The 19,431-nt window shown below is 42.4% G+C and carries 19 protein-coding genes and 1 riboswitch; of the genes, 16 read left to right on the top strand and 3 right to left on the bottom strand.

Going from position 1 to position 19,431, the window contains the following annotated elements; translation table 11 throughout:
* Positions 1–336 precede the first annotated feature (336 nt).
* From LUCIF_RS16775 to LUCIF_RS16755, 5 genes are all read left to right on the top strand, one after another.
* Positions 337–789 carry an OmpH/Skp family outer membrane protein gene (locus LUCIF_RS16775; protein ID WP_122629035.1) on the top strand — a complete coding sequence of 151 codons (453 nt, stop codon included), beginning with the start codon at positions 337–339 and terminating at the stop codon, positions 787–789.
* Between the two features lie 246 nt (positions 790–1,035).
* Positions 1,036–1,500: a C-GCAxxG-C-C family protein gene (locus tag LUCIF_RS16770; protein WP_122629034.1), complete on the top strand. Its 465-nt coding sequence runs from the start codon at positions 1,036–1,038 to the stop codon at positions 1,498–1,500.
* A gap of 19 nt (positions 1,501–1,519) precedes the next feature.
* Entirely contained in the window at positions 1,520–1,921 is a 402-nt protein-coding gene (gene fosX / locus LUCIF_RS16765; protein WP_122629033.1) for a FosX/FosE/FosI family fosfomycin resistance hydrolase, read from the top strand.
* 276 nt (positions 1,922–2,197) lie between these two features.
* Positions 2,198–3,022, top strand: coding sequence for an EFR1 family ferrodoxin (locus LUCIF_RS16760; protein WP_122629032.1), 825 nt, complete (start codon positions 2,198–2,200; stop codon positions 3,020–3,022).
* 142 nt (positions 3,023–3,164) lie between these two features.
* Positions 3,165–4,040, top strand: a complete 876-nt coding sequence (locus LUCIF_RS16755; RefSeq protein ID WP_207857887.1) for an alpha/beta hydrolase family protein — start codon at positions 3,165–3,167, stop codon at positions 4,038–4,040.
* 512 nt (positions 4,041–4,552) lie between these two features.
* On the opposite strand, the gene LUCIF_RS16750 is transcribed toward LUCIF_RS16755, so the two are convergent.
* The gene (locus tag LUCIF_RS16750; protein WP_122629031.1) at positions 4,553–5,014 is read right to left on the bottom strand and encodes a ferritin-like domain-containing protein; all 462 of its coding nucleotides are present in this window, start codon (positions 5,012–5,014) and stop codon (positions 4,553–4,555) included.
* A gap of 193 nt (positions 5,015–5,207) precedes the next feature.
* Between LUCIF_RS16750 and dinB the strand changes: the two genes are divergently transcribed.
* Positions 5,208–6,446, top strand: a complete 1,239-nt coding sequence (gene dinB / locus LUCIF_RS16745; RefSeq protein WP_122629030.1) for a DNA polymerase IV — start codon at positions 5,208–5,210, stop codon at positions 6,444–6,446.
* A 5-nt stretch (positions 6,447–6,451) separates the two neighbouring features.
* The gene (locus tag LUCIF_RS16740) at positions 6,452–6,685 is read left to right on the top strand and encodes a hypothetical protein (RefSeq protein ID WP_165866028.1); all 234 of its coding nucleotides are present in this window, start codon (positions 6,452–6,454) and stop codon (positions 6,683–6,685) included.
* Between the two features lie 86 nt (positions 6,686–6,771).
* Here the strand turns inward: LUCIF_RS16740 and LUCIF_RS16735 are convergent, their stop codons facing one another.
* Both LUCIF_RS16735 and LUCIF_RS16730 read right to left on the bottom strand, forming a co-directional pair.
* On the bottom strand, positions 6,772–6,963 hold the full coding sequence (locus LUCIF_RS16735; protein ID WP_122629029.1) for a dodecin family protein: 192 nt from the start codon (positions 6,961–6,963) through the stop codon (positions 6,772–6,774).
* Between the two features lie 66 nt (positions 6,964–7,029).
* Positions 7,030–7,746, bottom strand: coding sequence for a L,D-transpeptidase family protein (locus LUCIF_RS16730; RefSeq protein WP_122629028.1), 717 nt, complete (start codon positions 7,744–7,746; stop codon positions 7,030–7,032).
* A gap of 175 nt (positions 7,747–7,921) precedes the next feature.
* Positions 7,922–8,006, top strand: a riboswitch (cyclic di-GMP riboswitch).
* Between LUCIF_RS16730 and LUCIF_RS27040 the strand changes: the two genes are divergently transcribed.
* The 9 genes from LUCIF_RS27040 (at position 7,965) to yjfF (ending at position 19,303) form a co-directional block, all read left to right on the top strand.
* Entirely contained in the window at positions 7,965–8,087 is a 123-nt protein-coding gene (locus LUCIF_RS27040) for a hypothetical protein (RefSeq protein ID WP_279386966.1), read from the top strand. (Overlaps the previous riboswitch by 42 nt.)
* Positions 8,088–8,095: 8 nt before the next feature.
* A complete protein-coding gene (locus LUCIF_RS16725; RefSeq protein WP_122629027.1) occupies positions 8,096–8,998 on the top strand; it encodes a diguanylate cyclase in 903 nt (300 codons plus the stop codon).
* 351 nt (positions 8,999–9,349) lie between these two features.
* Positions 9,350–11,140, top strand: a complete 1,791-nt coding sequence (locus LUCIF_RS16720) for a sensor histidine kinase (RefSeq protein WP_122629026.1) — start codon at positions 9,350–9,352, stop codon at positions 11,138–11,140.
* A gap of 13 nt (positions 11,141–11,153) precedes the next feature.
* Positions 11,154–12,380 carry a response regulator transcription factor gene (locus LUCIF_RS16715; protein ID WP_122629025.1) on the top strand — a complete coding sequence of 409 codons (1,227 nt, stop codon included), beginning with the start codon at positions 11,154–11,156 and terminating at the stop codon, positions 12,378–12,380.
* A gap of 31 nt (positions 12,381–12,411) precedes the next feature.
* Complete coding sequence (locus LUCIF_RS16710) at positions 12,412–14,232, top strand: substrate-binding domain-containing protein (protein WP_207857886.1); 1,821 nt, start codon at positions 12,412–12,414, stop codon at positions 14,230–14,232.
* 208 nt (positions 14,233–14,440) lie between these two features.
* Positions 14,441–15,463, top strand: coding sequence for an ABC transporter substrate-binding protein (locus LUCIF_RS16705; protein ID WP_207857885.1), 1,023 nt, complete (start codon positions 14,441–14,443; stop codon positions 15,461–15,463).
* Positions 15,464–15,764: 301 nt separating this feature from the next.
* The gene (locus LUCIF_RS16700) at positions 15,765–17,279 is read left to right on the top strand and encodes a sugar ABC transporter ATP-binding protein (RefSeq protein WP_122629024.1); all 1,515 of its coding nucleotides are present in this window, start codon (positions 15,765–15,767) and stop codon (positions 17,277–17,279) included.
* Position 17,280: 1 nt separating this feature from the next.
* On the top strand, positions 17,281–18,345 hold the full coding sequence (locus LUCIF_RS16695) for an ABC transporter permease (protein WP_122629023.1): 1,065 nt from the start codon (positions 17,281–17,283) through the stop codon (positions 18,343–18,345).
* Positions 18,320–19,303 (top strand): galactofuranose ABC transporter, permease protein YjfF, encoded by a 984-nt coding sequence (yjfF, locus tag LUCIF_RS16690; protein ID WP_122629022.1) that lies wholly within the window; start codon positions 18,320–18,322, stop codon positions 19,301–19,303. Before LUCIF_RS16695 ends, yjfF begins: the two co-directional genes overlap by 26 nt.
* Positions 19,304–19,431: the final 128 nt, after the last annotated feature.

Here is a 19,431-nt window from a genome sequence, read left to right as displayed (position 1 = left end):
TAACACGCTTGTTTTTTCAATACGTTAATCCGACCCGAAATAATAAAACACGGCATTAAGCCGTGTTTTTTATATAATGCCTTCTTTAACGTTCTGATTTTGGTTTTTTTCATAATCTATTAAATCCTCTTTGTCCGGTTGTCTGGTCTGTAATTCTTTAATTTTTGCTATAGCTGTAATAATGTTGTTACATTTTAGGTGTAAAATAAAAGCCAAACGAGATAACGGATTCATTTAGATAATGAGAGGGGGGAATTTTTATTGAAAGAAGCGCTTAAAAGCGTTCTTTCTTAAAAAATCGTATAACTATTATCTTAATGAAAAGAGGAATGACCAATGCTTAAGATTAACATCAACCAAGTAAGAAATATCTTCGTCACCCTATTTTTTCTATTCAGTATAGTAATCATTGCCCAGCCTAGTACAACCTATGCCGCCGCAATGACTCCCATCGGTGTGGTAAACTACCAACTTCTGGTCCAACAGCATCCTGACATGGCGCAAGCCCAGGAAAAGTATAAAGCAGCGGCAAAACAAGCGCAAGACGACTTTAACGCCAAATCAGCTAAAATGAATGACCAGGAAAAACAATCCTATTATCAACAGCTTCAACAAGGTCTACAACAAAAACAAGAGGAAATTTTCGGAGCTATTCATGATAAAATAAACGCTGCTGTAAAAGAAGTAGCTGACGCTAAGGGCTTAACCATCGTCTTGGATAAGAGTCAAGTTGTTTATGGTGGAGAGGATATAACAGATGACGTATTGAAAAAGATTAAGGGTAAATAAGGCTACAGGAAACAAAAAAGGTCAACGGATGAAAATCCGCTGACCTTTTTTTTCGGGTACTATCGTACTATCAGTTTTAAGCCGGTTAAATTTTAACTTTAGAGTACTGAAAATTATTTTTTTTACGAGCTCTTGACCACATTAAAGCGGTCTTTTTTGCAGGATAAATATGGAAGTTGTAGAATTAATTAAATTTTTAAGAGCTAATCTTGGGGCGAATCTGAAGATCTTAGGGAGGATTTACTGATGAAAAGCGATCGAATTGATCAAGCAGTCTCAAGCTTTAAAAATGGTTTGTCATGTTCACAAGCTATTCTGTCAACCTATGGTCCGCTTTTTGGTATCAACCAAGATGACGCCATTCGGATTGCACGGGGGTTTGGAGGTGGAATGGCTCGTCTTTCTGAAACTTGCGGAGCGGTAACTGGCGCCTTTATGGTAATCGGTATCAAGTCGCCGGGTGCCGATAAGCAAGTTAAAGAAGAGACTTATTTACTTATTCAGAAATTTGCTGAAAAGTTTAGGAGCATTAATGGTTCATTAAACTGCGGACAGTTACTCGGTTGTGATCTAAATACTTCTGAAGGGCAAGAGCAGTTTAGAAATAAAGAAATGGCAAAATCTCATTGTGAAAAATATGTTAGAAATTCCGCTGAGCTATTAGAAGAACTACTTCAATTGGAAAAGTTATCAAGGCCGGTTGAAAATTGATTTAAAGGTGTGAGTAAAAGTGATTGAGGGTATAAGCCACTTAACTTTTATTGTAAAAGATCTCGAGCGGGCATCAGAATTCTTTACAGCTATTTTCGATGCCGAAGAAATCTATTCAAGTGGAGATAAGACTTTTTCTTTAAGCAGAGAAAAGTATTTTCTAATTAATGGCCTGTGGATTTGCATAATGGAAGGGGATCCATTATCTGAGCGTACCTATAATCATGTTGCATTTAAGATCCGCGATGAGAACTTCGAGGATTACAAAGCTGGAATACAAGCTCTAGGCATGGAAATTAGGCCTTCTCGGCCAAGAATTGAAGGTGAAGGACAGTCATTGTATTTTTATGATTTTGACAATCATCTTTTTGAATTACATACGGGTTCACTTTCGGAAAGATTAACTCGATACATTCGATGACTATTTCAAATATCTGCTATTTTATCCTCAAATAGGTATACTGCTGACAATCTTTTGGAAGGATTCTATAACTATTTATCCAATATTTTACGAACGGATAATGAAGTAGGTCATTAATCCAATCACTCTCTAAATCACAAATGTTCCAGAATGGAAGAACAACTAATAACCCATACCAAAAGCTGAGTTTTGATATTACCCGGTTTACTGCAGGTGTTATTAATTGCTTCGGCTAATAGGTACTTTTCTTAAGAATAGAGCAGGGGGAAATGCGTTATGAATATTAAGAAAGTCTGGGCTGCTTATTTCAGTGCAACAGGAACCACTCAGAAGATTGTGACTGAAATTGCAAATAAAATTGGGGAAAATATAGGTGTTGAACGAGATAATTTTGATTTCACCTTGCCTGATGCGAGAAATGGTATTTTAGGATTTACTGCCGGTGATTTAGTAATCTTCGGCACACCGGTATATGCAGGGCGTGTACCCAATGTCTTACTGAAATTCTTGGAAACTATAGAAGGTAATGGTGCTGTTGCTGTTCCGGTCGTATTGTATGGCAACCGGAACTATGATGATGCTTTAATCGAATTAAGAGATATTTTGGAGAAAGCTGGATTTCACACAATCGCGGCCGGTGCATTCATTGGTGAACATTCATTTTCCAAAATTCTTGCCAAGGATAGACCGGATGAAGCCGATATATTAGTTGCACAAACCTTTGCTGTGAAAATAGCCGAAAAGCTGGAAGCCGTCGATTTTTCTATTTTTCCTCCAATTCATGTAAAGGGAGTTCCCAATCCATACAGAGGATATTATAGGCCCCGAGACCGCGAAGGAAATCCGGTTGATATTCGTAAAGTAAAACCTTTGACAAGCGCAGACTGTAACGATTGCAAAATATGTGCCGATGTCTGTCCTATGGGATCTATCAATTATAAAAATGTAAATGAGATTACCGGCACTTGTATTAAATGTGGAGCTTGTATCAAAAAATGCCCTGTCAACGCTAAATACTACGAAGATGCGGAGTACTTATACCATCAGCATGAGCTGGAAGAAGAACTAACCAAAAGATCTGAACCAGAATTATTTCTATAGGATTGCTTTCTGGACTACGTAACACCAGTTTCTTCTCTTTAACTCCTTCAGAATATGGTCCAGTGCACCACTCAATGTACATCGTGAAATACTAAGTTACTAGGTCGTTTATAATTGCAAAGTAAGATACTTGGGAGGAAATATGGATACTTTTGTTGGTTACTGTTCGGTTGAGCTTGCCGATGAGCAGAGTGGTGTGCTGTTTCCGATGACTGTCTTTTTTCCGACATTCACGCCTGGAAAAACAGAAAGACTCGGGCCATACAGTGTGGATATTGCGAAAGATGCCGAGCCAAAAGAGGGCGTATTTCCTTTGATATTAATATCTCACGGCAGCGGCGGGTCGCATTTACTGTATCGGACCCTTGCTCATCACCTTGCTCGCAATGGTTTTATTGTTGGCATGCCTGAGCACCCGTTTAACAATCGAAGCAATAACACGTTGGTTAACACGGTTGAAAATCTGACCAATAGACCAAGGCACATCCGGACAGCTATTAATTGGTTTTACGATAGTAGGAAATTCGCGAGATTTGTGAAGCCTGACTCTGTTGCAATAATAGGTCATTCTATGGGTGGTTACACTGCGCTGGCATTGGTAGGAGGTGTACCAATTTCGCGTCCTAATGAGTCGTCAGACCATCAGCCTCATTTGATTAGTGTAATACCTGATTGTCGGGTCAGAGCATTGGTTCTGCTGGCACCAGCGTCGGTCTGGTTTATGGCCCAAGGAGCGTTGAGTGGGGTTAACATTCCCATTTTGATGCTTACTGGCGAAAAAGACGAATATACGCCAAGTTTTCATGCCCGGATTATTTTAGAAGGGGTTCCTGACAAGACGAAAATTCAGCATAGAGTTATTAAAAATGCTGGGCATTTCTCCTTTCTAAGCCCATTTCCGGAATTTATGACTAAAGTAATGTTTCCGCCCTCGCAGGATCCATGCGGCTTTGATCGCGAAAGCTTTCACAATAAATTAAACGCCGAAGTCTTGGACTTTTTATTGCATAATACATAGGCTAAAAATACGGTACTATATTTAGCAGGATACTTCCATCATTATGAACGCCCGTAACTTACATTTTTAGTAGGTTATGGGCGTTTTATTTATGTGGGCACTTTTAGAGCGGTCAATATATCATGGTGGGGGGAATAGTAACCAACGTTTATCTTTTGACATAAGATATATAGGGTTAATTATTTCTTTGAAGGGGGAATTCTTATGGGTTTCGGTCGCGGTAGCTGGTGGATTATAATTATCATAATCATTTTGTTACTATTTTTCTGCTTCGACGACAATAGTTTCTCATCAAGTTCAAGCAGCATTTGTTAAGATAAGGTTAATTGCCTCCCTATTAGGCCCTCTCACGGCGAGGGCCTTTACTTTTATATGATCAGGCCAAGTGGAAGTGTCCAAGAAGGCAGGAAAATATGAATCTATAATTAAAGGCGAGAAATAAATAAAGCCGCCTAAATAGGCGGCCATCGAAACGATGCCATGTAACTGCCTGTACAATAAAGTCTATACCATTATTTACAGTCGCAGCTACAGCAATTTTTTGTATAAAGGAAATTCCACTTGCCAGAATGTTTGAGTTCGTCGGTTATGATCTCGAACAACATGTCTTTATGCCTTTGAGAACAGAGTCCAAACATTATTTTTCTATAAAGTTCCACGGCACTCAGTTCGCCAAAAATAGCTTTTTGAATAGCTGCGCAGTAGTTTTCCGGCTCCTCAAATTCCTGTTTCTGGTGCGGCATAGGTTCCTCACAGGTTAACTCCTGATAAATCATGCAAAACATTTTAAAATGCTTAATTTCATCGTTTCGAATCGACTTAATGATATTTTGCTGCTCGCAGTCTGGCGCAATTTCTAGCAAGCACTGATAAAAAGCCCGGTCACTGGCTTCATCGCCCAGAGCTTCAAGGATAAGGCAAAGAGCGTAATCAATCGCTTTAGGATCGCAGCATTCACTTTCTTCATAATACATTCTGTATGTCACCTCTTGCTATTTTATGGGTCTTAGTACATTCTATGACCTACTTTACAGAATGTGATTAACCTATAGGGGCCTGTATATTTCATTTACCAGTATATACCTATGCAGCATGCCTTGATTTCCTGCTTTTAGGACTCTATAATTAAAAGTACAAACACATGTTCTGGTCTCGGAAAGGAGATATATGAAGCGTACGATCCTTCATGTTGATTTGAACAATTTCTATGCCAGTGTAGAGTGCCTGTATCGACCAGAAATCGGAGATAAGCCGGTTGTTGTCAGTGGGGACGTTGAAGCGCGTCATGGGATTGTACTTGCAAAAAACTATCCAGCAAAAAAACTCGGAATCAAAACAGGAGAGGTGATTTGGGAAGCAAAGCAAAAGTGTCCGGACTTGGTTGTTGTGCCGTCAGACTTCCGGAAATATCTGCGATTTTCCAGACTGGCCAGAAAAATTTATGCAGACTATACCGACCAGATTGAACCGTTTGGAATTGATGAATCATGGTTGGATGTGACAGGATCAATCCATCTCTTTGGTGATGGCGAAACAATTGCCAATACGATTCGTCAGCGATTTAAAGATGAGCTCGGACTTACCGGATCCGTGGGGGTATCGTGGAATAAAATATTTGCCAAACTCGGCAGCGACATGAGAAAGCCGGATGCAACCACCGTAATAACGGAAGCAAATTTTCAAGAAAAGGTATGGACGTTGCCGGTTGGCGAATTGCTGTATGTTGGCCGGTCAACCAGGCGGAAACTGAATAACCGGACAATCTTTACGATTGGAGATCTTGCAAAATGTGATGTTAAGAATTTGCGGTTAATGCTCGGGATTTGGGGCGAAACTCTCTGGAGCTTTGCCAATGGTCTTGATTTGGCGCCGGTGCGTAAACTAGGCGAGGAAAGCGTTATTAAATCTGTAGGTAACAGCACTACTGCAGTCAGAGACCTGGTTAATAATGAGGATGTAAAATTAATCATTTATGTACTGGCTGAAAGTGTTGCTGCGCGACTAAGAATGCATGGGTTAAAATGCAAGACTGTAGCAATCAGCGTGCGGAATGCGGAACTTTTTTCTTTTGAAAAACAGGAGAATTTATCCGAACCGACCTTCGTATCCGGAGAAATTGCGCGGAAAGCCATAGAACTTTTTGCTGCTAATTACCGTTGGGAGAGACCAATCCGCAGCTTAGGCGTTCGTGGGGCGGATTTAGTAACTGCGGACGGTAATATTCAGGTTGATTTATTCGAAGACAATAAGATCGAATGGGAGAGTGTGGAGCAGGCCGTTGACAGTATTCGTACCCGTTTTGGTCAATACAGTATTCAGCGCTGCGGAATGTTACAGGATCGAAAGTTAACCGGATTAAATCCCAGGGACGACCATGTTATCCATCCAATCTCATTTTTTAGGTGATACATATGGGAAAAGTATTTGTACAAGTCATAGCGGAACATGGAACAGACGGAAAGATCCGGCCATTATCCCTAAAATGGGAAGACGGGCGGGTGTTCGAGATTGAGCGGGTGTTAGATGCTCGGCAGGCGGCATCATTAAAAGGCGGCGGCTGCGGTATGCGGTACACTTGCCGGATCTGTGGCAAACAGGTATATTTGTTTTGTGATGAAGGCCGGTGGTTTGTAGAGAAAAAGTAGAATCTTACCTGTTAGCTTCAGCAGCCGAGCTTATTAAAGAAAAAGACCCCCACGTTATCAAAACGTGGGGGTCTTTTTCTTTAACTTTAATGAGAAACTATTTTAATATTAGCCCTATATTCTTTGATCTGTCCGTCTTTGATGTTAGCAGTAAAATTAGTTACTTCAACGCCAAATATGCCATCCTGTTCCGATGCCTCCATGACTGCGTTGTTTACGGCATCAGTCCAATTCAGCCTGGAACTGCCTACTAATTCTGAGACTTTAGCTATAGCCATTACATATGCCTCCCTTATATGTTTACTAACTAGTATGCTTTTTTTGAGCATATTTTATTATCATATTTACAATCCTAACATAGTGAGTGTCTTAAAATCAGCTATTCCTGTTACTGCAAGGCCGTGGTCATGCTGGTACCGCTTTACGGCTTGTTCCGTGTCCCTATTAAAGAAGCCATCGGCTCTTCCCTCAAGATACCCTAAAGCTTTTAATTTTACCTGTAATTGGACTACGTCTGTACCAAACAATTCATACCGGAGTTCCCGCCTAATATTAATTTTTTCTCCTTCAATCCGTACCGGCGTTCCCACTGGTACCCAGTCATATAATTCTTCTATGTCCTTATTACGCAGACGAATACAACCATGACTGGCAAAGCGGCCAATACTCCACGGTTGATTCGTGCCATGAATACCATAACCGCCCCACGGCACATCGAGCGCAAGATAGCGCGTACCAAAAATATCACCGGACCTATAGGATTTCCAAATAACGATCCAATCGCCAATTGGTGTTGGCGTATCGCTTTTACCCACCGCAATTCGATATTGTTTATATAACTGGCCATCATTGTAAAGTTCCAAAATACGGGAGGAAGTTTTTATAACAATAGATAATTTGCCTCTTGGCGCTGCTGTTGGCTGGTTAGGAATAGACGATAGTTCCAGTTCGTCCCAAAGGGTAAATCCTATTTTGCCCATTATAAGACCAAATATTAAAAATGAAATCATGGCCAAATATACTTTGTGCCGACTGAATTTCATGACCTTGATCCCTATCATTTCAATACCTCCACATAATAGATATATGTTTAAGATAACGAAGATATAATGAATACAGGATACTGATTAAGCAGATGAGCAGTCCGGTTGTGTGGGGAATTTACCGTATAATTTGAGAGAGATAAGTCCTAATTATGAAGGAATTTAAATATATTTATCGAATAATGCAGAAAATGCTATAATCAGGCTAACCTTCCTAAAGGTAGGGGCGCAAAACTATGGGTCTAAGGGCGGGAGCCTATGATTGCCAGGTTGCAATTGAGTTTATCAATTACACCTGGCATTTTTTATTGTGTTCACAGCCTGCTGTCGGACGTGATAAATCAATGATTCTTGTTTAGGAGGTTATATGGAATCTGCAAGACAAACCATTTTAATCGTAGATGATTCCCGCCTGAATGTTCAAATTTTGCGCGACATGTTAGCGGATCAATACGAAATTTTTTGTGCAACCTCTGGAGAGCAGGCATTGAGCATTGCTACTTCAGAAAATGTGGATCTGATTTTACTTGACGTAATCATGCCGGAAATGGATGGGTATGAAGTATGTACAAGCCTAAAGAAGAATCCTCAAACCCGGAATATTCCAGTCATTTTTATTTCGGCGCTGAGTGATACCGAAGATATCACGAAAGGATTGGATATTGGCGCGATTGACTATATAATCAGGCCATTTAATCAGTCGATCGTTAAGGCGCGAGTGAGAAATCACCTGGAGTTGAAGAAATACAGGGATCTTTTGGAAAAACTTTCCTTGTTGGATGGGTTGACAGGTATAGCTAACAGGCGGTATTTTGATGAGGCTTTCGATAAAGAATGGCGACGGGCCCTGCGAAACCGGGATAGTCTATCCGTTCTAATGCTGGACATAGATTACTTCAAGAAATACAACGATTATTACGGGCATCTAAGAGGGGATGACTGTCTTAGGCAGGTAGGGCAAGCTTTGAAAAATTCAACGATCCGGGGCGGCGACTTTGTAGCACGGTATGGGGGAGAAGAATTCGTGGCTATTTTGTCCTCAACACCGGCGGAAAATGCTTTTATTGTAGCGGAAAAGATGCGGAAAGATATTGAGTCATTGCAAATATCTCACCCAATGTCTACAGTATCTGAGTATGTGACAGTAAGCATTGGGGCTGCTGCCATTATTCCGGAACAGGGAATGACCCCTGCCGGTTTGCTGGAAAAAGCCGACAAGGCCTTGTATCGGGCAAAAAGTGAAGGTCGAAACCGTACGGCCCTAGGATAAGCATTTTGCTGCTAAATTACCGAGTACCCCGTGCTTGGAGCGAATGAATCTATATATAGTTATGCGGTCAACTTCGCAAAGAGTAGCACAATTACTTTTCTTCAGAAGGATTAATATTTTGTGAGTGTTGGCTCTGACCGATATTTTCCAAATCTTTATTAATATTGCCGGCAGATATTCCGTGCACCCTTTACTTCGGTAAAGGGTATTCTTTTTAGAAAAATAGGAGTTAATTTCCGGAAAAGCTGGTGCTTTTTGCATTTTTTTCCTTATGTTAAAAGGATTTGCTGGATAATTAAGAGAAGAGTAAATATTAAATCTTTTTAAAAAATTTAAAAGGAATTTTATTGTATGCGAGAGAGATGGCGGAACTATTTAGGCTTTATTTCATTTGTTTTTCGCGGCCAAAGTATTCGCTTTAAACTGCTGTTTTATTTTTTATCCTTAATTCTATTTCCTATTGTTACTTTGGGGTTATTAGGAAATGTTATTTATACCCGTTCGATTGAGGAACAGACTAATGTTCACACCGTGCAAATGATTCAACAAGTTACCAGAAATGTAGAATTCTACATTCATGATATGGAAAATATTACACATTATATTGCTCAGGAACCGCAGGTTATTGAATTTTTGCGTACTAAAGAAAAAAATAGCAATGCTCCCTTGGAAAAGGAAGTTAGAAGAACGTTAACAACCTTCACCGATGTTCACCCGGAAATTGCCGGTATATTAATTGTAAATAAGAACGATTTGTTTATCAGCAATGAAATGTATCGCATTGCCCGAGACCCGCTGACGATGGAAACGTGGTACAGGCAGGCCGCGGCTTTTCCCGGGAAGATCCAATTATTCAGCAAGCCAATTGGCAGAAATATTACTACCAGATTAAAATATAGCGCCGACGATGTAGTCGCCATAGCGAAAGCGGTTATTGACCCCGATTCAAAAGAAACGCTCGGTGTTATTTTAATTGATATGAAACTGGATATTATTAAGAAAGTAATCGAAGATATTAAATTGGGAAAAAACGGTTTTTTGTTTATTATTGATCCCAATGGCGGCATCGTCTATGCACCGGTTAACGCAATTGTGTACCGCGTAAACCCGGACTGGCTGACTGGACAATCGGACAGTATCGTGAAGATGGTTAAAGGAAGCCTTTATCAAATTATTTATAAAGAGTCCAACTATACGAAATGGAAAACGATTGGCGTTTTTCCCTTAAATGAAACGTTGACGGAAGTAACGAACATTCGCTATTATTCATTGCTGATTGGGGCCTTTACATTACTGCTGGCGGTGATTGCGGCTTTTTTCTTTACCTCTGCCATTGCCAAGCCGTTAAGCAAGCTGAGAAGTCTGATGAAAATGGCCGAGGAAGGAGATTTAAACGTACATTTTAACAGTAAATATAATGATGAAATCGGGCAGTTAGGCAATAGTTTTAATAATATGATTGAGGAAATCAGAAAACTAATTGACCTGGTCTATAAGGAGCAAAAGAGTAAGCGGGAAGCGGAATTAAAAACGCTGCAAGCCCAGATCAAACCACATTTCTTATATAATACACTGGATACAATAAAATGGATGGCTCAGGGACACGGTGCGGACGATATCGTCGAAATTATCAGCGCCCTGGCCAATTTATTCCGGATCGGCATCAGCAAAGGAAAGGAAATGATCAAAGTCGGCGAAGAGCTGGAGCACATCAAAAGCTATCTCATCATCCAGAAAGCGAGATATGAAGACCGGCTGTCCTACGAAATCAATTTTGAGGAAGAAATAATGAATTTTTATGTCATAAAATTAATTTTACAGCCCCTGGTGGAGAATGCGATCTATCACGGGATTAATGCGAAACGCGGTGGGGGAGCCATCCTGATTAATGCGCAAAAAACAGAAGGAAAGTTACATTTCGTTATTAAGGACAACGGAATCGGCATTACGCCGGAAAAAATGCAGCAAATCCGGGCGATGCTTGAGAATAAAGAAATAAATCCGGATAATCCGGGATATGGAACCTTTAACGTCCATGAGCGAATCCGCTTGTCTTTCGGCAACGAGTTCGGTATACAATTTACGAGTATATATGGAGAAGGTACTACAGTCGAAATTTGGCATCCTCTTGTGGAAAGGTAAGGTGAGTGGGGCAATGTGGAAAGTTCTGATTGCCGATGATGAACCCAAAATCCGGCGGGGCCTTAAAGGCAGTCTTAACTGGCAGGACCTGGATATGGAGGTTGTGGGGGAAGCTGCCGACGGTGAAATGGCTTTCGATATGGCTAACCAACTGAAACCGGATATCTTACTGCTTGATATTTGCATGCCCTTTCTAAATGGGCTGCAGCTCGTTGAACAATTGCGCAGCAGCCTGGAAAATTGCATGATTATCGTAATTACCGGCTACGACGAATTTGCTTATGCCCAGCAAGCTGTTAAATTGAAAGTTTTCGATTATCTTCTAAAGCCGGTTGCTAAAGAACAACTAATGGCGGTATTAACCAAGGCACACAGCGAATTGGCCTTGCTCCATTCCAAAAGCCGCTACATAAATTGGGCGGACCGGCAAATGAAACAAAATGGCGGCGTTCTTAAAGAGTCAGTCTTTAAGCAATGGATAACAGGCTTACCGGCAGCGGAAGCACTGGAACAATTACGGTATTTGGGCGTTCAATTCTCTTCGGTTACCGGTATGATTCTAATAAAAGTAATTCCCAAATTAAATCGCAGTGAGCTGATTAAGGAATGGGACGGACCGCTTTTACTGTTTGCCGTACAAAATGTGATTGCCGATTTACTCTCTGACTGGCAGCCCAGTGAAATTTTTAAGGATAATGCTGATAATTTTGTGATTCTGGCCCCGATACATAATTACCCTGCCTGGCTTGATTTGGGTTCAATTTTTCAGCAGACCGTGGAAAATAGGTTAAAGCATATTATTATTACCGGACAGAAACAAATTGAAGATATCGATACCGATGTACCGGAAGTTTATAAAGAACTGGTTGCGGCCGTTGCTGTTCAGGAAAATTGCACACCTGTGGTATTGCTTTGCCGGCAGCATATTGAAATGAATTATTTTAAAGAAGAACTGTCTTTGCAGGAGGTGGCTAAGACCCTGCAGATTAGTCCTACTTACTTGAGCCGGCTGTTAAAACAAGAAACAGGGATATCCTTTGTCGATTATTTAACCCATGTAAGGGTAAAAAAGGCCATTCAGCTTATGAATGACCCCATGATAAAGTTATATGAAATTGCCGAACGGGTGGGGTATAGCAGCCAGCACTATTTCAGTACGGCTTTTAAAAAGGCATTAGGTATTTCACCGCAAGAATACAGGAAGCGAGGTTGGACCGTTGAATGCCGTGACAAAGGCTGATAAAATTATATTTTTTTTAATCGTTTGCCTTGTGACACTTTTTTTTAGTGGCTGTGCAACCGAACAGGAGCGGGCGGAGGAAAGGAATCAAATCCAGTTTTTAATTGGCGTGTCACAGGCTAATTTAATAGAACCGTGGCGGGTGGTAATGACCCGGGAAATAAAAGAGGAAGCAGGAAAACATAAACATCTGCGGGTTGTTTTTACGGATGCGGCGCAAAGCAGTCAAAAACAGATAAATGATGTGGAAAAATTGCTGCAGCAGGGGATTGATTTATTGATTATATCCCCTAATGACGCCTCCGTTTTAACGCCGGTTGTTGCCAAAGCCTATAAAAAGATACCGGTTATTGTCCTGGACCGGGCCGTAGAAGGATATGATTATACATTATTTATCGGTCCCGACAATCATTCCATAGGGAAACAGGCCGGTAAGTTTGTCGCTGATTTATTGGGCAGCAGAGGCGGTAATATTATTGAAATCCAGGGCTTAAACGGTTCACCGCCGGTGCGGGACAGAAGCGAAGGGTTCCAGGAGGTTATTGATAAATACGGCAATATAAAAATATTGGACCGGGTTGCAGCCGACTGGCAGAGGGATAAAGCCGAGGACGAGATGAAGAAAATACTTAAGAAATATCCCGATGTGGATATCGTTTTTGCTCACAACGATCCCATGGCGCTGGGGGCCTATAAAGCGACCCGGGAGCTCGGGCTGCAGGGGGTAAGCTTTGTGGGAATCGATGGATTGCCGGGCGCAAATGGCGGTTTGCAGTTAGTTAAGGACGGGATATTGCAAGGCACCTTCACCTGTCCTACCGGTGGCAAGGAAGCGGTTCAATATGCTATCGATATTTTAAATCATGAAAAAGGAATTCCGAAAAAAATTATTTTGCGGAGCAATAAAATTACCCGGGATAATGTTGCTTTGTATACCGACCGCCAGAATGAACCGGTCCCCAATGTTAAAGCCAAGCACAAAATCGTTTTAGGCTTTTCGCAATTAGGAAGGGAAAGCCAGTGGCGTCTGGCCAATTCTGCGTCAATTAAGCAAGCGGCAAAAGATGAAGGGATTGAACTGCTATTTACGGAGGCCGACCAGAAACAGGAGCTTCAAATTCAGTCAATCCGGGATTTTATTAAACAAAAGGTAGACGTTATCGCGTTTGCGCCGGTCGTTGAAGATGGCTGGGAAGAAGTTCTGCAAGAGGCCAAAACGGCGGGGATTCCTGTTATTATTTCCGACCGGACGGTCAATCTTGATGATTCAATGTATACAACGTTTATCGGGGCTGATTTTGAGGAAGAAGGCAGGCGGGCGGCCCGGTGGCTGGTACAGAATATGCAGGGAAGAACAAACGTAAATATTGTTGAGCTGCAGGGCACTGTGGGGTCGACACCGGCCATTGACCGTAAAAAGGGCTTTGAAGAAATTCTCCGGGAACATCCGCAATTTAAAATCGTTGATTCCGAAACGGGTGACTTCACCCGTGACGAAGGTAAAAAGGTAATGGAAGACTGTTTAAGACGGAACGGAACGGATATACAGGCTGTTTTTGCCCACAATGACGACATGGCGTTAGGCGCCATCGAAGCCATTGAAGAGTCTGGTCTAAAGCCCGGCAAAGATATTGTTATTGTGTCGATTGACGCGACCAAGAATGCTTTTAATGCGATGCTTGCCGGTAAACTGAACTGTACGGTGGAATGCAATCCCCTGTTGGGGCCGCAATTAATGAAGGCAGTGAAGACGCTTGTTGCCGGCAGACAGTTGCCGGTTCGCATTATTACGTCCGAAGAGGTTTTTTCCCAGGAAGTGGCCCGGAAAGAATTACCTTATAGAAAATATTAAACGCTGATTTCAAAAGACACTTTTTAATTAAGGTGTCTTTTTTTCGCCCTGAGCCCTGCGCCATGGACCGAAAGACCGTGTTAGCGGTTTTTCTTATTTAACTGGAATTAGTATGGAATTTTGCAAATATTGACGGATTATTCTAAATATTCCCAAGCGTTATTTTACTATAATCAGAATGAACCCAATAAATATAAGGAGGGACTGTATGGTGAAGAAGTGGACAAAAGTGGTTGCGGCGGTTGCCATGCTGGCGATGCTTTTCGTCGTGGCGGCATGCGGCAGCGGCACGAAAAAGGAAGCGGCGAAATCGGACGCTCCGAAAGCGGACAAAAAGATTGTTTTGGGCTTTTCCCAGGTTGGAGCGGAAAGTGAATGGCGAACCGCGAATACGGAATCGATAAAAGCGGCGGCGAAAGAGGCGGGAATTGAGCTTAAATTTTCCGATGCACAGCAAAAACAGGAAAACCAGATTAAAGCAATCCGTTCTTTTATTCAACAAAAAGTCGATGTGATTGCCTTCTCGCCGGTCGTCGAAACCGGATGGGATGATGTTTTGAAAGAGGCCAAAGCTGCTAAAATACCCGTTATCCTGACCGACCGGGCAATCAAAATGAGCAGTGGCAACGCAGAGGATTACTATGTAACATTCATGGGTTCCGACTTTGTGGAAGAGGGAAAACGGGCCGCAAAATGGCTGGTTGACTATATGAAAAAGGATAACGAACCCGTAAATGTTGTGGAATTGCAAGGCACGGTAGGCTCCGCCCCGGCTATTGACCGTAAAAAAGGGTTTGAGGAAGTATTAAAAGACCATCCCAATTATAAGATCATTAAATCCCAGACCGGTGATTTTACCCGGGCTAAAGGTAAGGAAGTTATGGAAGCTTTCTTAAAGTCGGCTCAGGCGGAAGGACAGAAAATTGACGTTCTATTTGCTCATAATGATGATATGGCGATCGGTGCCATCCAGGCCATTGAGGAGGCCGGTCTAAAACCCGGCAAAGATATTGTGATTGTATCCATTGACGGAGTTAAAGGCGCTTTTGAAGCGATGATCGCCGGCAAACTCAATTGCACCGTCGAGTGCAGCCCATTATTGGGACCTCAGTTAATGGAAGCGGCAAAAGACTTGATGACTGGTAAACAACTGCCGAAAAGAATTCTTACGAAGGAAGGCGTCTTCCCGGCGGAAGTTGCTGCCAAAGAACTTCCCAACCGCAAATATTAAAAAAGTTTCGGTCGTATGAATTGCCACTCCCTATTCCGAAAGAGAAGACAGGGGTTATCTTTGGTCAAGATGACCCCTGACGGAGTGGAAGTTTCCTTTTATCCCACTTTTCGCAGTCCTCTGTCATTCGATAATAATTCTCCTGGAAAAGATAAACTGAGAGAATTTTAAACGAAATATAAACTCATTATTTACTTTGTGCCTATCAATTGGGAGAAATATTGTCGCTATAAGTTCAGGGTGCGAAATGGGGGTTTATACTCGGAAATGCTGATTTTTATGGAGGTGAATTTTAACTGCAATGACAGAAAACGATGCATTATTGAAAGCCACCGGAATCATCAAGCGATTTCCCGGTGTTACGGCACTCTCGGCCGTAGATTTTCAATTAAATCCGGGAGAAATTCATTGTTTGATGGGAGAAAACGGCGCTGGCAAGTCTACCTTAATTAAAGTCCTAACCGGAGTCGAACAGCCGGATGCGGGAGAAGTTTTCCTCACCGGCAGGCGCATCAGCCCCAAGTCGCCGCAACAGGCGCAAGAACTGGGAATTAGCACAGTTTATCAAGAAGTGAATCTATGCCCTAATCTTTCGGTGGCGGAAAATATTTTTATCGGCAGAGAACCAATCCGTTTCGGCAGTATTCATTGGCAGAGAATTAACCGCAGATCGGCGGAGCTGCTGGCGAAATTGAACCTTCATATTGATGTCACGCAACCGTTGGAACGATATTCAGTGGCTGTGCAGCAGATGGTGGCCATTGCCAGGGCTCTGGATATCTCCGCTAAAGTATTAATCCTGGATGAGCCCACGTCCAGCTTAGACGCCCAAGAAGTGGAAATGCTTTTTAAAGTCATGCAGCAATTGAAACAGGAAGGATTGGGAATTATCTTCGTAACTCATTTTATAGAACAAGTTTACGCCATATCCGACCGGATTACCGTCTTGCGTAACGGGGAATTAGTCGGAGTTTATGAAACGGCATTATTGCCCAAAGTGCAATTAATTGCGAAAATGATCGGTAAAGAGTTTGATGGATCGGCAGAGGGAACAAATATGGCCGGTAAAGCGATGCAAAAAAATGACGGCAATGCCTATTTAACGGTAAAAGGCCTCGGCCGGCAAGGCTCCATCCAACCTTTCGATATGAATATTAATAAGGGGGAAGTCCTGGGGCTTGTTGGTTTGTTAGGGTCAGGAAGAACGGAAATGGCCAGAATGATTTTTGGTATCGATCAGGCCGATACCGGAGAAATATTCGTTAAGGGACAGAAAGTTAAAGTGAATTCCCCCGCCGCTGCAATTCGCTGCGGGATCGGTTTTTGTCCGGAAAATAGAAAGACCGAAGGAATTATTGAAACGTTAACGGTGCGGGAAAATATGATTCTCGCTTTACAGGTAAAATTAGGATGGATGAAATACATTCCCCGGAAAAAGCAGGAAGAAATCGCTGCCAAATATATTGAATTGCTTAACATTAAGACATTTGGACCGGATCAGGTCGTGAGAACATTAAGCGGCGGTAACCAGCAAAAAGTGATCTTAGCCCGGTGGCTGCTGACGGAGCCGGAGCTTTTGATTCTGGATGAACCTACGCGGGGAATTGATGTGGGAACCAAGGTGGAAATTCAAAAATTGATTTTGTCCTTAGCCAATGACGGGATGTCCGTGGTGTTCATATCTTCCGAACTGGATGAATCGATTCGTTGTTGCCAACGAATGGCCGTTTTACGGGACCGAAAGAAAATCGCGGAATTGACCGGGAAGGAAATTGAAGAAAAGTTTGTCATGCAGACAATCGCTGAGGTGCAATAATATGGTAAATTGGCATAGGTTTTTCAAATCCCAGTTGTTTTGGCCTCTCTTTGCCCTGGCCCTGGTTCTACTGTTCAACTTATTATTTACCAAAGATTTCTTTTCTCTCGCAATGAAGGAGGGGCATCTCTACGGTTCTGTTATTGACGTATTGAACCGGGCCGCTCCTTTGATGCTGCTGGCTATTGGCATGACCCTGGTTATTGCCACAAAAGGGATTGATATCTCCGTAGGATCCCTGATTGCCATTTCGGGAGCAGTTGCTGCGTCCCTGATCGGCGGCAAGCTGGTGTATGTTGACGGGGTGCAGAAGTTCGTGACCCTGGTGCCTATGCCGCTGGCCATATTGGCGGCTCTGGCCGTGACAACCGGGTTGGGAATGTGGAACGGTTTTTTAGTAGCCAGAATTGGTATTCAGCCTGTGGTTGCAACTTTAATTCTGTTGACTGCGGGGAGAGGGATTGCTCAATTAATTACGCAAGGCCAGATTATAACCGTTTATTATAAACCATTCTTTTATATCGGCAATGGGTATCTCTTTGCCTTGCCGTTTACTATTTATATTGTAGCCGCGGTTTTTATCCTGACTTACTGGCTGATTCGTAAAACGGCTCTAGGAATGTTTATTGAATCGGTCGGCATTAACAGCGTTGCCAGCAGATTTTCGGGACTCGATGTGCGAAAATATATATTTGGGGTATACGCATTTTGCGGGTTATGCGCGGGAATAGCCGGACTGATCATTTGTTCCAATGTAAAGTCGGCGGATGGAAATAATGCCGGTCTGTTTATTGAGCTGGATGCGATTTTGGCGGTTGCTTTGGGCGGCAATTCCTTAAGCGGCGGCAAGTTTTCACTGATGGGAAGCTTGATCGGCGCCTTGGTGATTCAAAGTATTACTACAACCATTTACCTGATTGGTGTTCCACCGGAAATTACTCTGGTTGTAAAAGCTTTGGTTGTAATTGTCATCTGCTTGTTGCAGTCGGATCACTTCCGTAAATTAATGCTTGGAAGATGGATACAAGGAGGAATTCGGCATGAAAAAGCTGCAGCTAAATTATAAATATATTAATCTCTTAATTACCATCTTCTTGTTTTTAACATTATTTGCCGCCGGGTCCGTCTTATTTGACGGCTTCTTTTCCGCCCAGGTTTTTTTTAACCTTTTTATTGACAATTCTTTCCTGATCATTACGGCGATTGGCATGACCTTTGTGCTGATTATCGGCGGCATCGACATTTCAATTGGTTCGGTCATTGCGTTAATTGCCATGCTCTCCGCCTATATGCTGGAAACCAAACACATCAGCCCGTATCTTGTGATGCCGGCAATGTTATGTGTTGGCTCCCTCTTCGGCTTCGGGCAGGGTTGTTTGATTCATTATTTCAAAATTGAGCCTTTTATTGTTACGCTGGCCGGCATGTTTCTTGCCCGGGGGCTTTGTTATGTGATAAGTATTGATACCATTATGATTACCGACCCGGTTTATCAGGCGATTGCCACGCAGCGAATCCATTTGCCTTTTGATACTACCATAACCGTTAGTGTGGTCATCGCACTGGTTCTTTTTTTGTTTACTTTATATTTGGCCAACTATACTAAATTCGGCCGTACCGCCTACGCTATCGGCGGTAATGAGCAATCGGCCCTGTTAATGGGGTTGCCTGTGGGGCGCACCAAAGTGCTCGTGTACACGTTTAACGGATTTTGTTCGGCACTGGCGGGAATTGTTTTTAGTTTTTACATGCTCTCCGGATACGGATTGCATGCCGTTGGCATGGAAATGGATGCCATTGCCTCAGCCGTCATTGGCGGTACGCCGCTCACCGGCGGTATCGGCTTTGTTACGGGAACTCTTTTTGGTGTGCTGATTCAGGGAGTGATTCAGACCCTGATTATGTTCCAGGGAACGTTAAGCTCATGGTGGACCAAGATTGCTGTTGCCTTTTTATTATGTTTGTTCATCGTCTTGCAACGCTTGCTGATGATGAAAAGAGAAGCCCGGAAGTCGTTGGCCTAATAAAATAATAGGTATTCAAATTTTTCACGCAGGATTTTCCGGCGTGAAAAATTTTTATTTTTCGGGACTTATTTCCAATCTGCCTGTTAAGTATGGTACAATAAAAATGTATTTAACCACAATAGGAG

Source organism: Allolucifera butyrica, assembly GCF_900476375.1.
In the GTDB taxonomy this organism is placed as follows: Bacteria; Bacillota; Negativicutes; order Sporomusales; family UPPP01; genus Lucifera; species Lucifera butyrica.
The sequence above is the reverse complement of the archived record's forward strand: the minus strand, read 5'-3'. Positions and strand labels throughout refer to the sequence as shown.

Excerpts from the sequence above, each read along its gene's own strand:
- LUCIF_RS16770 (WP_122629034.1), top strand. The coding sequence starts at position 1,036 with ATGAAAAGCGATCGAATTGATCAAGCAGTCTCAAGCTTTAAAAATGGT.
- LUCIF_RS16755 (WP_207857887.1), top strand. The coding sequence starts at position 3,165 with ATGGATACTTTTGTTGGTTACTGTTCGGTTGAGCTTGCCGATGAGCAG.
- LUCIF_RS16760 (WP_122629032.1), top strand. The coding sequence starts at position 2,198 with ATGAATATTAAGAAAGTCTGGGCTGCTTATTTCAGTGCAACAGGAACC.
- LUCIF_RS16720 (WP_122629026.1), top strand. The coding sequence starts at position 9,350 with ATGCGAGAGAGATGGCGGAACTATTTAGGCTTTATTTCATTTGTTTTT.
- LUCIF_RS16740 (WP_165866028.1), top strand. The coding sequence starts at position 6,452 with ATGGGAAAAGTATTTGTACAAGTCATAGCGGAACATGGAACAGACGGA.
- LUCIF_RS16715 (WP_122629025.1), top strand. The coding sequence starts at position 11,154 with ATGTGGAAAGTTCTGATTGCCGATGATGAACCCAAAATCCGGCGGGGC.
- LUCIF_RS27040 (WP_279386966.1), top strand. The coding sequence starts at position 7,965 with ATGGGTCTAAGGGCGGGAGCCTATGATTGCCAGGTTGCAATTGAGTTT.
- LUCIF_RS16730 (WP_122629028.1), bottom strand. The coding sequence starts at position 7,746 with ATGATAGGGATCAAGGTCATGAAATTCAGTCGGCACAAAGTATATTTG.
- LUCIF_RS16695 (WP_122629023.1), top strand. The coding sequence starts at position 17,281 with ATGGTAAATTGGCATAGGTTTTTCAAATCCCAGTTGTTTTGGCCTCTC.
- LUCIF_RS16735 (WP_122629029.1), bottom strand. The coding sequence starts at position 6,963 with ATGGCTATAGCTAAAGTCTCAGAATTAGTAGGCAGTTCCAGGCTGAAT.
- LUCIF_RS16750 (WP_122629031.1), bottom strand. The coding sequence starts at position 5,014 with ATGTATTATGAAGAAAGTGAATGCTGCGATCCTAAAGCGATTGATTAC.
- yjfF (WP_122629022.1), top strand. The coding sequence starts at position 18,320 with ATGAAAAAGCTGCAGCTAAATTATAAATATATTAATCTCTTAATTACC.
- LUCIF_RS16725 (WP_122629027.1), top strand. The coding sequence starts at position 8,096 with ATGGAATCTGCAAGACAAACCATTTTAATCGTAGATGATTCCCGCCTG.
- LUCIF_RS16705 (WP_207857885.1), top strand. The coding sequence starts at position 14,441 with ATGGTGAAGAAGTGGACAAAAGTGGTTGCGGCGGTTGCCATGCTGGCG.
- dinB (WP_122629030.1), top strand. The coding sequence starts at position 5,208 with ATGAAGCGTACGATCCTTCATGTTGATTTGAACAATTTCTATGCCAGT.
- LUCIF_RS16775 (WP_122629035.1), top strand. The coding sequence starts at position 337 with ATGCTTAAGATTAACATCAACCAAGTAAGAAATATCTTCGTCACCCTA.
- LUCIF_RS16700 (WP_122629024.1), top strand. The coding sequence starts at position 15,765 with ATGACAGAAAACGATGCATTATTGAAAGCCACCGGAATCATCAAGCGA.